Origin of the sequence: Actinacidiphila bryophytorum, assembly GCF_016916835.1 — a bacterium.
In the GTDB taxonomy this organism is placed as follows: Bacteria; Actinomycetota; Actinomycetes; order Streptomycetales; family Streptomycetaceae; genus Actinacidiphila; species Actinacidiphila bryophytorum.
In genome coordinates, this window is sequence record NZ_JAFFIX010000009.1 from 232,060 (window position 1) to 245,515 (window position 13,456).

General features: G+C 71.2%; 12 protein-coding genes and 2 pseudogenes. All 14 read left to right on the forward strand.

Features of this window, described 5'->3' with window-relative positions; all coding sequences use genetic code 11:
- Window positions 1-29: 29 nt before the first annotated feature.
- Window positions 30-620, forward strand: a pseudogene (gene mobA, locus JT723_RS16205) (molybdenum cofactor guanylyltransferase); the annotation flags it as partial.
- 332 nt (window positions 621-952) lie between these two features.
- Window positions 953-1,195: pseudogene (locus JT723_RS16210) on the forward strand (DUF6457 domain-containing protein); the annotation flags it as partial.
- A gap of 5 nt (window positions 1,196-1,200) precedes the next feature.
- Window positions 1,201-2,607 (forward strand): molybdopterin molybdotransferase MoeA, encoded by a 1,407-nt coding sequence (locus tag JT723_RS16215; RefSeq protein ID WP_205045323.1) that lies wholly within the window; start codon window positions 1,201-1,203, stop codon window positions 2,605-2,607.
- Window positions 2,604-3,722: a potassium channel family protein gene (locus JT723_RS16220; RefSeq protein ID WP_205045324.1), complete on the forward strand. Its 1,119-nt coding sequence runs from the start codon at window positions 2,604-2,606 to the stop codon at window positions 3,720-3,722. The genes JT723_RS16215 and JT723_RS16220 overlap by 4 nt, the downstream gene beginning before the upstream one ends.
- Before the next feature lie 421 nt (window positions 3,723-4,143).
- A complete protein-coding gene (locus tag JT723_RS16225) occupies window positions 4,144-5,250 on the forward strand; it encodes an ATP-binding protein (RefSeq protein WP_205045325.1) in 1,107 nt (368 codons plus the stop codon).
- Entirely contained in the window at window positions 5,247-5,648 is a 402-nt protein-coding gene (locus tag JT723_RS16230; protein ID WP_033175494.1) for a roadblock/LC7 domain-containing protein, read from the forward strand. Before JT723_RS16225 ends, JT723_RS16230 begins: the two co-directional genes overlap by 4 nt.
- Window positions 5,645-6,016 carry a DUF742 domain-containing protein gene (locus tag JT723_RS16235; protein WP_205045326.1) on the forward strand — a complete coding sequence of 124 codons (372 nt, stop codon included), beginning with the start codon at window positions 5,645-5,647 and terminating at the stop codon, window positions 6,014-6,016. The genes JT723_RS16230 and JT723_RS16235 overlap by 4 nt, the downstream gene beginning before the upstream one ends.
- Window positions 5,991-6,593: a GTP-binding protein gene (locus JT723_RS16240; RefSeq protein WP_205045327.1), complete on the forward strand. Its 603-nt coding sequence runs from the start codon at window positions 5,991-5,993 to the stop codon at window positions 6,591-6,593. Before JT723_RS16235 ends, JT723_RS16240 begins: the two co-directional genes overlap by 26 nt.
- A complete protein-coding gene (locus tag JT723_RS16245; protein WP_205045328.1) occupies window positions 6,590-7,930 on the forward strand; it encodes a cytochrome P450 in 1,341 nt (446 codons plus the stop codon). Before JT723_RS16240 ends, JT723_RS16245 begins: the two co-directional genes overlap by 4 nt.
- Before the next feature lie 320 nt (window positions 7,931-8,250).
- Window positions 8,251-9,414 (forward strand): tryptophan dimethylallyltransferase family protein, encoded by a 1,164-nt coding sequence (locus JT723_RS16250; protein ID WP_251513312.1) that lies wholly within the window; start codon window positions 8,251-8,253, stop codon window positions 9,412-9,414.
- 51 nt (window positions 9,415-9,465) lie between these two features.
- Window positions 9,466-10,839 carry a tryptophanase gene (locus JT723_RS16255; protein ID WP_205045329.1) on the forward strand — a complete coding sequence of 458 codons (1,374 nt, stop codon included), beginning with the start codon at window positions 9,466-9,468 and terminating at the stop codon, window positions 10,837-10,839.
- 81 nt (window positions 10,840-10,920) lie between these two features.
- Window positions 10,921-11,886, forward strand: a complete 966-nt coding sequence (locus tag JT723_RS16260; protein WP_205045330.1) for an NAD(P)H-quinone oxidoreductase — start codon at window positions 10,921-10,923, stop codon at window positions 11,884-11,886.
- 271 nt (window positions 11,887-12,157) lie between these two features.
- Window positions 12,158-12,427 carry a hypothetical protein gene (locus JT723_RS16265; protein WP_205045412.1) on the forward strand — a complete coding sequence of 90 codons (270 nt, stop codon included), beginning with the start codon at window positions 12,158-12,160 and terminating at the stop codon, window positions 12,425-12,427.
- Between the two features lie 147 nt (window positions 12,428-12,574).
- Window positions 12,575-13,264, forward strand: a complete 690-nt coding sequence (locus JT723_RS16270) for a PadR family transcriptional regulator (RefSeq protein ID WP_205045331.1) — start codon at window positions 12,575-12,577, stop codon at window positions 13,262-13,264.
- Window positions 13,265-13,456: the final 192 nt, after the last annotated feature.

Below are 13,456 nucleotides of genomic sequence, written 5' to 3' on the forward strand. Positions count from 1 at the left end.
GGCCCGCCAGGCCGCGGGATACTCCGGGTATGACGACGAGGTACGACGCGGTGGTGCTCGCGGGCGGCGCGGCCAGGAGGCTGGGCGGCACCGACAAGCCCGCGCTCCCGGTCGGCGGCCGGACGCTGCTCGACCGGGTGCTCGCCGCCTGCGCGGGGGCCGAGCGCACCGTCGTCGTCGGGCCGCGCCGCCCCACCGCCCTGCCGGTGCGGTGGACCAGGGAGCAGCCGGCCGGCGGCGGCCCGCTGCCCGCGCTCGCCGCGGGCCTCGGCGCGCTGGCCGGTCCCGGCGGCGCCGAGCAGGTCGTCGTCCTCGCCGCCGACCTGCCCTTCCTGACGGCGCCCACCGTGACGGCGCTGACCTCGGCGCTGTCCGGCGACGTCGAAGGCGTGCTGCTCACCGACGCCGGCGGGCGCGACCAGCCCCTGGCGGCGGCGTACCTGACGGAGCCGCTGCGCCGCGAGATCGCCCTGCTCGGCGCCGAACACGGCGGCCTGACCGGCCTCCCCCTCCGCCTGCTGACCGCCGAACTGGCCCTGACCCACATCGCCGACCCGACGGGCGACGCGTCCTTCGACTGCGACACATGGGACGACGTCTCCGCCGCCCGAGCCCGCCTGGCCGGGACCCAGGAGCCCTGACGGGCGGTCGCGTACGCGGCCGGGTGCGCGGAAGTCGGCCGCGTACGTCCAGCTCGTGGGGGCAGGCGGGGCGGTAGCCCGGGAGCTCTGACGGGCAGCCGGTGGGCGGAAGTCGGCCGCGTACGTTCAGCTCGTGGGGGCAGGCCGGATGGCGGCCCGGGAGCCCTGACGGTCGCCGCGTCGTCCGGAGTCGGGCCGGGTGGACGAAGCCGGCCGCGTACGTCGACGGCCGCCGCGTGCGTCCGCTTGTGCGGGTCGGGGGAGTTCGAGGGGTGAGCCTGGGTGGCTTGGGCGGGGGGATCGGGGACGATGGGCGTGTGGTGGACGAATGGATCGCAGCAGCCAAGACCGAACTGGGCATCGACCTCGACGTGGACACCGGGGTCCTGCTGGACCTGGCGCGTGACGCGGCGCACGGGGTCGCGCGCCCTGCCGCCCCGCTGACCACCTTCCTGGTGGGGTATGCGGCGGCGCAGGCGGGCGGCGGACCCGAGGCCGTGCGGGAGGCGGCGAGGAAGGCCGCCGACCTGGCCCTGCGCTGGACGCAGGAGTCGGGCGGATGAACGGCCCGGGCAACGGCCCCCGGGAGCAGGGCCGTCCGGGAGCCGACGCGGCGGACCGGGCGCTCGACGACGCCCTCGCGCTGGCCAACGGCCCCGGCAGGTCCGGCTCCCGGCCCCGCCCGCCCGGCACCGACCCGCTGGCCGTCGCGCTGGCGCACGAGCAGGAGGAGGAGCGTCCCCGCGAGCACGGGGGTGCCGTCTCCTGGCCGGAGGCGCGGCGGATCGCGCGCAGGACCGGCAGGCGGCTCGACGCGCGGGCGCTGCCGCTCGGCGAGGACCTGCTGGGCATGGCGCTGGCGCGCTCCCTGGTGGCGCTGACGGACCTGCCGTCGTTCGACTCCTCGGCCATGGACGGCTGGGCCGTGGCGGGCAGCGGCCCGTGGCGGCTCAAGGGCCAGGTGCTGGCGGGGCAGCGGCGTTCGGCCGAGGCGCTGCTCGGCGGCCACGCCGTACGTATCGCCACCGGGGCCGTGCTCCCGCCCGGGACCACGGCGGTGCTGCGCAGCGAGTACGGCGCCGTCCGGCGCAGGACCGACGGCGAGTGGCTGCACGTCCTGGCCCCGCACCCGGAGCCCAGGGCGGGGCAGGAGATACGGCGCAGGGGCCAGGAGTGCCGCGGCGGCGACGAGTTGCTGCCCGCGGGCACGGTGGTGACACCGGCGGTGCTCGGCCTGGCCGCGGCCGCGGGCTACGACGAACTGACCGTCACGTTGCGCCCCCGGGTGGAGATCCTGGTGCTCGGCGACGAGTTGCTCGACCATGGGCCGCCGCGGGCCGGAAGGGTGCGCGACGCGCTCGGCCCGATGCTGCCGTCCTGGCTGCGCGGGCTCGGCGCCGACGTGACCTCGGTGCGGCGGCTGGCCGACGACGCCCAGGTGCTGCACGCCGCCGTGACCGCGAGCACCGCCGACCTGGTGGTGACCACCGGCGGAACAGCGGGCGGCCCGGTCGACCATGTGCACCCCGTGCTGGCGAAGTCCGGTGCGCGGCTGCTGGTCGACGGGGTCGCGGTACGCCCCGGCCACCCGATGCTGCTGGCGGAACTGCCCGCGGGCGGGCTGCTCGCCGGGCTGCCGGGCAATCCGCTCGCGGCCGTCTCCGGGGTGCTCACCCTGGTCGCGCCCGTGCTGCGGGCGCTCGCCGGCCGCCCGGCGCCCGCTCCTTACGCGGCCCCGCTGACCGCGGACGTGCAGGGGCACCCGGTGGACACCCGGCTGGTCCCGGTCGTCTTCGACGACGAGTCGGCCGCGCGCCCGCTGCACTTCACCGGCCCCGCGATGCTGCGCGGCCTGGCCGCCGCCGACGGCATGGCGGTGATCCCGCCGGGCGGGGCGAAGGCGGGCCAGGAGACGGCGGTGCTGGACACCGGGGCACTGGCGCCGGCGTGGGGGAGCGGTACATGAGCCCGGGCGACGGCGGCGACGCCCAGCCCGCGGACCACGCGGACCACCCGGACCCGGTGGCCGCCGAGGACCTGCCGCCGGACAGGCCCGGCGTGCACCGGGTCGCCTTCCCGCGCCCGGCTGCCGGCCCGCTGATGCAGGTCACCCGGCGCCTGCTGCTGGCACTGCTGGTCCTGGCCCTCACCGTCGTGATCGTCTACGCGGACCGGGGCGGCTACCACGACAACGCCGACGACTCGGTGTCCTTCCTCGACTCCCTCTACTACGCGACGGTGACGCTGTCGACGACCGGCTACGGCGACATCGTCCCGTACAGCACGGGCGCGCGGCTGAGCAACACCTTCCTTGTGACGCCGCTGCGGGTGATCTTCCTGATCATCCTGGTCGGCACCACGCTCGAAGTGCTGACGGAACGCACCAGGGAGCAGTTCCGGCTGACCCGTTGGAGGAGAACGTTGCGCGACCATGTGGTCATCGTGGGGTACGGCACCAAGGGCCGGTCCGCGGCGCGGACGCTGCTGGGGCGCGGGGTGCCGCAGCAGCGGATCGTGGTCGTCGACCCCAACCCGAAGGTGGTGAACGGCGCGACCGACGAGGGCTACGTGGCGGTCGTCGGCGACGCGACCGGCAGCGACGTGCTGCGGCGGGCCGAGGCGCAGCGTGCGCGGCAGATCGTCGTGGCGGCCCAGCGCGACGACACCGCGGTCCTGGTCACCCTGACGGCGCGTCAGCTCAACCCGGACGCGCACATCGTGGCGTCGGTCCGCGAGGAGGAGAACGCGCCGCTGCTGCGCCAGTCCGGCGCCGACGCGGTCATCACCAGCTCGGGCGCCGCGGGCCGGCTGCTCGGGCTGTCCGTGCTCAGCCCCAGCGTGGGGCAGGTGATGGACGACCTGATCACGTACGGCAGCGGGCTCGACCTCATCGAACGGCCGGTCGGCGCGGCCGAGACGGGCAAGGCGCCGCGTGAGGTGCGCGACCTGGTGGTGTCGGTGATGCGGGACGCCAGGATGCTCGACCACGACGACCCCGAGGCGGCGCCGCTGCGGGCGGGGGACCGGCTGATCACGATCCGCCGCTCGACCGACGGCCCGGCGGCGGCCCCGCAGGGCTGAACCGGCCCCGCCGCAGAGAAGGGCACATACCGCCTTCGGCTGCCCTCTGCGATCGAATCTGACACCCTGTGACCGACTGACGAGGCGTCATATCGCCACATGCCAACGATACTTGCTCGGCGCACGATCGATCGGTGGTGATATGATCACGCCGCTTGTCGGCGCCAGCCAAAGCGAGTAAGACGGACGGCAATCCGGTCGAGAGCGTTAACCACTCCGAGGAGCACCATGCCGCAGTCGGGCATATGGAGCCGTTTCGATTTATCGACGCCTCGGTGCCGCTGCCGACAGGACGTGTGTGATGCCCCTGGACCCCGTGGGTGCCCTACGGCACCGTCGCTTCTCGGGACAATCCGGGCGTAAAAGCGCAGTACCCCGCATTCAGTCCCTGGCGGTCGTCTAGTCGTTTAAAGAGAGTCTCATGACGCATTACATACAGGATCCAGCGCTCTGGGCTCTGATCGCTGGTACGCCGCTCGCCGCAACCGTCATACTCCGCGAGCGCAGAGCCCGAAGCAAGACACGCAGGGAAAAGGCGGCAATCGAGAGCCGCTACACGGAACTCGAAAGCAGCTACGCCAGCTCCGTGCATGAGGCAAGGATCCGTGCGGAGGACGCCACCAAGAGTGCGCTGAAATCCGCGATGCGTACGCTGCAGGGTCTCGCCAACGAACAGCAGCTCGCCATTTCCAAGGCGCAGGGCAAATACGGCGAGCACTATGTGCTCCAGGACCTCCTGGAGATCGACCACATGAACTCGCAGTTCGGCCGGCGTGCCCAGGCGATCGCCGTTCTGTGCGACGGGTGGCTCGGCAGGCAGCGGGCCGACGCCTCGGTCTACGACGTGGTGCGCAGCGCCAAGGGCAGGATCCGGCACTACACCAGGGTCGAGATCCGCTCGCAGAGCAACTTCGCGATGACGGGCCGGGCAGTGGAGCCGGTCGCACTGGCACTCGCGGAACTGCTCGACAACGCGACCAGCTATTCGGCGCCCGACTCCCCCATCGACATCACCACCCGTACCGTGCCCAAGGGTGTCTGCATCATCATCGACGATGCCGGTGTCGGTATGAACGAGGAGGAGAAGAAGCGGGCCGACCATCTGCTGTCGCCGCAGGGTCCCACCGACATCACGGCACTGGGAAATCCGCCGCAGTTCGGTTTCGCGGTCATCGGGGTGCTCGCCGCACGTTACGGCTTCAGCGTCTCCGTCGACTCGTCCTCCCCGTACGGCGGTGTCCGCGCGGTGGTGCTGATTCCCGAGGAGCTTCTGACCAGCATGCCAGAGCCGGAAGAAGCGCCCACGCCCTCCCGTACGGCGGAGGCCGCAGCGCCAGTAGAGAGCACTTCCACCCCAGGTGGCCTGCCGAAACGTAGTCGAAAAGGCTCGATGTCCATCGTGCCGAGCGCAGATTCCACTCGTGCCCCGGCCCGAACGGAAGAGGAAACTGCCTCGATTATGGCCGCCTTCCAGCTCGGCACACAGTCCGGGCGCTCCGCAAACACGGAAGGGCACGATCCGCAGTGAACAACGACCTGTCATGGATGCTTGACAGCGCCCTGGAGGTACCAGGGGCACGTCATGCCATCCTGATCTCCGCCGACGGCCTTCTCATGGCAAGGTCCCAGGAGATCAGGAAGGACGACGCCGACACCGTCGCCGCTGCCATGAGCGGTATCCAGTCGCTGAGCCGCACCATGGCGAGTTTCTGCGGCGGCTCCCATATGCAATGGCGGCAGACGCTGGTCGAGTTCGACGGCGGATGGGTCTTCCTCATCGCCGCGGGGGCGGGTGCCTATCTGGCCGTCTCGTCCGCGCCCGACGTCGACATGGGCGCCATCACCTTCCGGATGCAGCAGCTCGTCGGGCAGCTCGGCAAGGCGCTGACGAGTCCGGTACGAGAAAACACGGGCACCCAGGCATGAACACACCAGGGGAGCCCGAAGAACTGTCAGCGGATTTAGTGCGCCCGTACGTCATCACGAACGGGCGAGGGCTGCCGGACAACGACCAGTTCAACCTCATCACCCTGGTCACCACGTCCGACCTGCCGCGTCCGAGCCAACTCGACCCCGAAAAGCGCGCTGTTCTCGACCTGTGCTCCGGCGGGCTGCTCTCGGTCGCCGAGATCGCCGGTCACATGAAACTCCCGATCGGCATTGTGAAGGTCCTGCTGTCCGACCTGTCGGCGGACGGATTCCTCGTCGTACGCGCCCCTGTGCCACCCGCCCAACTTGTCGACGTATCACTCCTCCAGGAGGTGCTGAATGGGCTCCAGGCCCGATTCGGCTGAGGGCGTCTATCTGGACGACGCGGTGCAGATCGCGGCCAAGATTCTGGTCGTGGGGCACTTCGCAGTCGGAAAGACGACGTTCATCGGCACCATGTCCGAGATTCCTCCGCTGCGCACCGAGGAGCAGATGACACAGGCCGGCGCCCATGTCGACGACCTCGCGGGAGTCCGCGGGAAGACCACCACGACGGTGGCCATGGACTTCGGACGTATCACCCTCAGTAGCAAGCTGGTCCTGTACCTGTTCGGAACACCGGGACAGGAGCGCTTCGTCCAGGTGTGGGAGGACATGACCAGGGGCGCCCTCGGTGCGCTGATCCTGGTCGACCCCGAGCGGCTCAAGGAGTCCTTCCCCGTCATCGACCTGGTGGAGCAGTACGGACTTCCCTATGCCATCTCCGTCAACCACTTCGACGACACACCGGTCCGCCCCGACAGCGAGCTGCGTGAGGCCCTCGATCTGCTGCCCGAAACCCCCATCGTCACCTGTGACGCCCGAGATCAGAAGTCATCCGCCGACGCGTTGATCGCTCTGGTCCGGTATCTGCAGACGCGTACCGATAGGAGCACGACGTGAGCACCGAATCCGAGGTTCCCTCGCCGCCGCCCGGCTGCCCCGCCCATGGGCGGGTGCCGATGTACGGGCCTGAGTTCGCGGCGGACCCCAATTCCTACTACGAGTGGATGCGCAACTTCGGGGCGACCGCGCCCGTCGAGCTGGCGCCCGGCGTGAACGCGACGCTCGTCACGGACTATCTGGCGGCCCTTCAGCTGCTGCAGAATCCGGACACCTTCCGCAAGGACTCGCGCAACTGGCGTGATTTCAACCATGGGTTGATCAGTCCGACGAGCCCGGTGGTGCCGCTGCTCGCCTACCGGCCGAACTGCATGTTCAGCGACGGCTCCGACCACCTGAGGCTGCGTCAGGCAGTGACGGACACCATGGCCAGGGTGGACGCGCACCAGCTCAACAGGAACGTCGACCGCATATCGAGCTACCTCATCGAGCAGTTCAACTCCCGCGGCTCGGTCGACCTGCTCAACGACTACGCCAAGCTGCTGCCGCTCTTCGTCTTCAGCGAACTCTTCGGCTGCCCCGCCGACATCGGCGACCGGGTCATCTTCGGTATCAACGGCATTTTCGACGGCATCAACGCGGAAAAGGCCAACGAGGTGCTCGCACAAAGCGTAGCGGAACTCGTGGCGCTGCGTCGGGCGAAGCCGGGAGACGATGTCACGTCCTGGCTCATGCAGCACCCGGCGAAGCTCACCGACGAGGAAATGGCGCATCAACTCGTCCTGCTTCTGGGCGCCGGTGCGGAGCCGCTGCGCAACCTTATCGGGAACGGCCTCTACCTCATTCTTTCCGACGAGCGCTATTCGGGCGGCGGTCTGCTGGTCGAGGACGCCATCGACGAGGTGCTGTGGAACAACCCGCCCATGTCGAACTACGCGCCCCACTACCCGGTGGCCGACGTCGACTTCGCCGGGACCCGCCTGAACGCGGGTGACCTGGTTCTGGTCAGCTTCGCCGCGGCCAACCAGGACCCCTCCTTCTCGGGGTCCCGCCAGCTGCTCAGCAAGCGCGCCCACCTGGCCTGGAGCACGGGTCCGCACGGCTGCCCCGCCAAGGACCCCGCCCAGCTCATCACGGTCGCGGCCATCGAGAACCTGCTCAACCGGCTGCCCGACATCGAGCTCGCGGTGCCCGAGGACAGCCTCACCTGGCGCCCCGGCCCCTTCAACCGGGCGCTGGCCGCGCTGCCCGCGCGGTTCACCCCGGTGCGCACCGAGCGGGTGCAGGCAGCACAGGAGAAGCAGCAGCCCCAGCCGGCCACCCAGCAGGCCCGACCCCAGGGGAAGCAGGAGAAGGGCGGCTTGTGGAGTTCGTTCCTCGCCTGGTGGAAAGTGTGACCCAGGTCACACTTGGAATATGCCAGAGGACTGCATGACCGTCAGGTGGGACGGGTAGTCAACGGGGCGAAATTCGCGTTGGCCAAAAAACCATAAGGAGCTGTCGTGGTGCATGTCGCCCCCCTCGGCGCACCACCCGTCCACAGACGTTCCGCGGTTCCCCCAGCATCGCGACTACGCCATTTCTCCGCCAATTCGGACATTTTACTGATAGGCGCGGCAGCACGAACTCGTGATTTCATACCCGCCCTTCGGGGCGGGTATCCGCACGCCCGTAGGCCGGGCAATCCGGCTTTCCGCGCCGCGGTGCGGGGGGTCCGGTGAGGAGCCGGATCCCGGAGGCAGCGGAGATCACCGGCCGCGCGGGACCACTGCTGCACGGCGGGCGGCTGGGCGACCTCGTCGGCGGGCAGCTGACCCGGCTGTGCGACGTGGCCGCGCTGGACAGAGCCGACGCCGAGACCTACGCGGCACTGCTGACGGGCAGTCTGGGACCGGTCGCCGACCGGTCGTTGCTGCTTCCGCCGCCCTCCCGGAGCTTCCTGTCCGACGACCACACCCCGGTCGAGTACTCCCTGGCCTTCCTGCCGGGCTCGGCCCCCACGCTGCGCGTGCTGTTCGAACCGGGCTGCGGCAGCGAGGACATGGCCGAGAACGGCCGCGCCGGGCTGCGAGCCGTCCGCGACATGGCCGAGCGCTGGCGCTTCGACACCGACCACCTCGACCGGCTCGAAGACCTCTTCTTCCCCGCGTCCGCCGAAGGACCGCTGGCCCTGTGGTGCGCACTGGAGCTGCGGCCCGGCGGTGTCCCGAAGGTCAAGATCTATCTCAACCCGGCGGCCAACGGCCGGGACCGCTCCGCCGAGACCGTGCAGGAAGCGCTGGCCAGGCTCGGCCACCGCAGGGCCTTCGCCGCCCTCCCGGAAGCCGACGACATGCTCTTCGTCGGCCTGGACCTCGGCGACTGGAAGGCACCCCGGGTGAAGATCTACCTCACCCACCACGGCCTCACCGCCGACGAGGCCGGCTCGATTCCCGCCATGACGCCCGCCGGGGGCCGCGAGCAGATGGCAGGATTCGTCCGCACCGCAGGCGGCTACACCGCCGAGGAGGACGGCGAACTCCCCTTCAGGCGCCGCACCCTGACCTGCCACTCCTTCACCGAGACCGCAACCGGCCTGCCCAGCGGCTACACCGTGCACGTGCCCGTACGTGCCTACGTCCGGCACGACGGCCAGGCCCGCGACCGCGCCGCCGCCGTGCTGCGCAGCCACGGCATGGACAGCGCCGCCCTCGACCGGGCGCTCGCCGCGGTCACCCCGCGCCGGCTGGACGCCGGCCCCGGACTCATCGCCTATGTGTCGCTGGTCCACCAGCGAGGCCATCCGCCGCGGGTGACCGTCTACGTCTCCTCCGAGGCGTACCAGGTACAGCCGCCCCGCGACGTGCTGCCGGCCCGGTCGGCGCACGGGGCCGAGCGCTGAGCACTTTCTCCGCGAGAGACCGCACCAAGGGAAGACAGGAGCACGGTCAGCATGGAGCCGTACAGGATCAAGGTCGTCGAGCCGATCCCGCAGCCGACCCGGCAGCAGCGCGAGGAGGCGCTGAAACGGGTGCACTACAACCTCTTCGACCTGCGGGCCGAGGAGGTGACCATCGACCTGCTCACCGACTCCGGCACCGGTGCGCTGTCGGCCGCCCAACTCGCCGCCGGCATGGCGGGTGACGAGTCCTACTCGGGCTCCCGCTCCTTCTACCGCTTCCACGAGGCGGTCACCGAGCTGACCGGCTACGCGCACATCCTGCCCGCCCACCAGGGACGCGCCGCAGAGCGCATCCTCTTCAGCACCCTGCTGGAGCCCGGCCGGATCGTCCTGGCCAACACCCACTTCGACACCACCCGGGCGAACGTGGAGCTGGCCGGCGCCGAGGCCCGCGACCTGCCCTGCGCCGAGGCGCGCAACCTCGACAGCCCCGCGCCCTTCAAGGGGAACATCGACCTGGACGCGCTGGCCGCGACGCTCGCAGGCCCCGACGGCTCCCGGGTCGCCATGGTCGTCATGACGATCACCAACAACGGCGGCGGCGGGCAGCCCGTCTCGATGGACAACCTCAAGCGGACCTCCGCCCTGTGCCGCCGGTACGGCGTCCCCTTCTTCCTGGACGCCGCCCGCTTCGCGGAGAACGCCTGGCTGGTGACCCGGCACGAAGCCGCCTACCGCGACCGCACCCCCCGGCAGGTCGCGGAGGAGGCCTTCCGGCTGGCCGACGGCTGCATGATGAGCGCCAAGAAGGACGCCATCGTCCACATCGGCGGCTTCATCGGGCTCAACGACCCCGAGCTCGCCCAGCGCTGCGAACTGCTGCTCATCGCCACCGAGGGCTTCGCGACCTACGGCGGCCTGGCCGGCCGCGACCTCGACATGATGGCGCAGGGCCTGACCGAGGTCACAGAGCCCGCCTACCTCGCGGAGCGGGCCGACGTGGCCGCCCACCTCGCCCAGCGGGTGCGCGCCGCCGGGGTCGACATCATCGAGCCGCCCGGGATGCACGCCCTCTACCTCAACGCCGGCCGCCTGCTGCCGCACATACCGCCGCACCACTTCCCCGGCCACGCCCTCGCCTGCCAGCTCTACCTGGAGGGCGGCATCAGGTCGGCGGAACTGGGCTCCCTCTACCTGGGCGAGGAGGACGAGCAGGGCAACCCGGTCAAGAGCGCGCCCTACGAGCTGGTCCGGCTCGCGCTGCCGCGCCGGGTCTACACGCGGAGCCACTACGACCACGTCGGCGACACCCTGGCGAGGATCGCCAAGCGGGCCGACAGCGTCCACGGCTTCCGCATCGTCGAGCAGTCGCCGATCCTGCGTCACTTCCGCGCCACGCTCGCCCCGGTGCCCGTCGAGAGCTGACCGCACCCCTCGGTGCCCCGCCCGCCCCCGGCCCCGCCGGGGGACCGGGCGGGGCACCGGCGCGTCCCTTAGGGTCGTGCCATGCGTGCGATCACGATTGCCGAACCCGGCGGCCCCGACGCCCTGGTCCTGGCGGACGTCCCCGATCCCGTGCCGTCCGCGGGTGAAGTGCTGGTCGAGGTCGCCGCCTCGGCCGTGAACCGCGCCGACGTCCTCCAGCGGATGGGCTTCTACGACCCGCCGCCCGGCGCCTCCCCCTATCCCGGCCTCGAGTGCTCCGGGCGGATCGCCGCCCTCGGCCCCGGCGTCAGCGGCTGGGAGGTCGGCGCCGAGGTCTGCGCCCTGCTGTCCGGCGGCGGCTACGCGGAGAAGGTCGCCGTCCCCGTCGGCCAACTGCTGCGCGTCCCCAAGGGCGTCGACCTCGTGACGGCGGCGGCACTGCCCGAGGTCACGGCGACCGTGTGGTCCAACGTCTTCCAAGTCGCCCATCTGCGGCCGGGCGAGACGCTGCTGGTGCACGGCGGGTCCAGCGGCATCGGGACCATGGCGATCCAGCTGGGCAAGGCGGTCGGTGCGAAGGTCGTCACGACCGCGGGCAGCGAGCGGAAGCTGGCCGCCTGCCGCGACCTGGGCGCCGACGTCCTGGTCAACTACCGCGAGCAGGACTTCGTGGCGGAAGTGGGCAGCGGCGGCGCCGACGTCATCCTCGACGTGGTGGGCGCCGCCTACCTGGACCGCAACGTCGACGCCCTTGCCGTCAACGGCCGGCTCGTCGTCATCGGCATGCAGGGCGGGGTGAAGGCCGAACTCAACCTCGGCAAACTGCTCGCCAAGCGTGCCGCGGTCGTGGCGACCAGCCTGCGGGCCAGGCCCGCGGAGGAGAAGGCGGCGATCATCGCCGCCGTCGCGGAACACGTCTGGCCGCTCGTCGAGGCCGGTGCGGTGCGCCCCATCGTCGACCGGGCGCTGCCGCTGGGCGACGCCGCCGACGCCCACCGCCTCATGGAGAGCAGCGAGCACATCGGCAAGATCCTGCTGACCCTCTGACCTCGGACGCTGTGCTGCCGCACCGCTCGGGCCGGGATGCCGGACATGCCGCTTCGTGTGACGCTGGGAGCACCGAGAGTCCGGCGGAGAGGCGACGCGCGTGCGGTGGGCGAAGGGCAGGTGGGCCGGACTGCGGACCGCGGCACACCCCGCCCGGCGGAGCCGGTCCACCGCGGCCCGCATCGCCGCCCCCGCCGTCCTCGCGGCAGCACTGATCGCACCGCCCGCAGCTGCTGCACCCATCGAACCCCGTCCTCCCGTCCATCCCGGCATGCCCTACGAACAGCGGCACCCCGTACGCCACTACGGCCGCTCGTACGACACCGACCGGGCACCGTCGCTCGTGCCCGGGGCGCAGGAGCAGGGACCCGCATCGGCCCCGCCCGCGCCCACCGCCTCGGGGGTGGGGCGGCAGGAGCCGTCCGACCCCTCCTACGCGCCCGCGCGGGTACGCAGGGTGCTCCCGCTCGGCGTGGGAATGCTGCTGACGGGTCTGGGTCTGGGTCTGGGATTCATCGGTCTGCGCCTCCGCCGTTCGTGACTGTGTGTGACTGCTCTCCTCCATGATTGCCTGCCGCGAGCCGTCTCGAACCCCCTGAGGGATTCGCTCACCCGTTCGAGTGAAGTCCCCGGCGAGCCCGCCGATCGGGCTTGCCTGCTCCGACCTTACTGGGTATACATACTGAGTATGTCGATCCGTCACGGCCTGCTGGCCCTCCTCGAACGGGGTCCGCGCTACGGCTACCAGCTGCGCACCGAGTTCGAGACGCGTACCGGTTCCACCTGGCCGCTCAACGTCGGGCAGGTGTACACGACCGTCGCCCGGCTGGAGCGGGACGGCCTGGTCGTCCCCGCGGGCGAGGACGAAGGGGGCCACGCCCTCTACGCCATCACCGAGGACGGCAGGGACGAGCTGAAGCAGTGGTTCGCCACCCCTGTCGACCGGGCCAACCCGCCGCGGAACGAGCTGGCGATCAAGCTCGCGATGGCGGTGGGCTCGCCCGAGGTGGACGTGCGCGCGGTCATCCAGGCTCAGCGCACCCACACCATCCGGGCGATGCAGGACTACACGCGGTTGAAGGGCCAGGCGCTGGAGGCGGCGTCCCGCAGACCGGGGGAGTTCGATCCGGACGACGTGGCCTGGCAGTTGGTCCTCGACCAGCTGATCTTCCAGGCCGAGGCGGAGGCGCGCTGGCTCGACCACTGCGAGACCAGGCTCGTACGGATGGCCCCGCAGGCCGCTGCCGCCGAGGACAGCCAGGCCCCGGCCGGCGGCCCCGCCGACCAGGACGCCCCGGCCGACGGCGATCGGCAACAGGGCACCGTGCAGGACGGAGGGCTGCGCGGCGCCCTGAGACGGTCCCGCTCCCGGCGCTGACCAGCCGGAAGACGACGACCAGCAGCACCAGCAGTACATGCGGGACCAGCACGGCCGCACCAGACAGCACCAGACAGCACAAGACAGCACAAGACAGCACAAGACAGCACCGACGGCACAAGACAGCACCGACGGCACACGCAGCGCGAACAGTCCGGACCGGCCGGCCCGGGCCTGAAACAGGGGGAAGCA

Bases quoted from the DNA above. Each gene is read 5' to 3' on its own strand.
- JT723_RS16215 (WP_205045323.1), top strand. From the start codon at position 1,201: ATGAACGGCCCGGGCAACGGCCCCCGGGAGCAGGGCCGTCCGGGAGCC.
- JT723_RS16220 (WP_205045324.1), top strand. From the start codon at position 2,604: ATGAGCCCGGGCGACGGCGGCGACGCCCAGCCCGCGGACCACGCGGAC.
- JT723_RS16225 (WP_205045325.1), top strand. From the start codon at position 4,144: ATGACGCATTACATACAGGATCCAGCGCTCTGGGCTCTGATCGCTGGT.
- JT723_RS16235 (WP_205045326.1), top strand. From the start codon at position 5,645: ATGAACACACCAGGGGAGCCCGAAGAACTGTCAGCGGATTTAGTGCGC.
- JT723_RS16240 (WP_205045327.1), top strand. From the start codon at position 5,991: ATGGGCTCCAGGCCCGATTCGGCTGAGGGCGTCTATCTGGACGACGCG.
- JT723_RS16255 (WP_205045329.1), top strand. From the start codon at position 9,466: ATGGAGCCGTACAGGATCAAGGTCGTCGAGCCGATCCCGCAGCCGACC.
- JT723_RS16260 (WP_205045330.1), top strand. From the start codon at position 10,921: ATGCGTGCGATCACGATTGCCGAACCCGGCGGCCCCGACGCCCTGGTC.
- JT723_RS16265 (WP_205045412.1), top strand. From the start codon at position 12,158: ATGCCCTACGAACAGCGGCACCCCGTACGCCACTACGGCCGCTCGTAC.
- JT723_RS16270 (WP_205045331.1), top strand. From the start codon at position 12,575: ATGTCGATCCGTCACGGCCTGCTGGCCCTCCTCGAACGGGGTCCGCGC.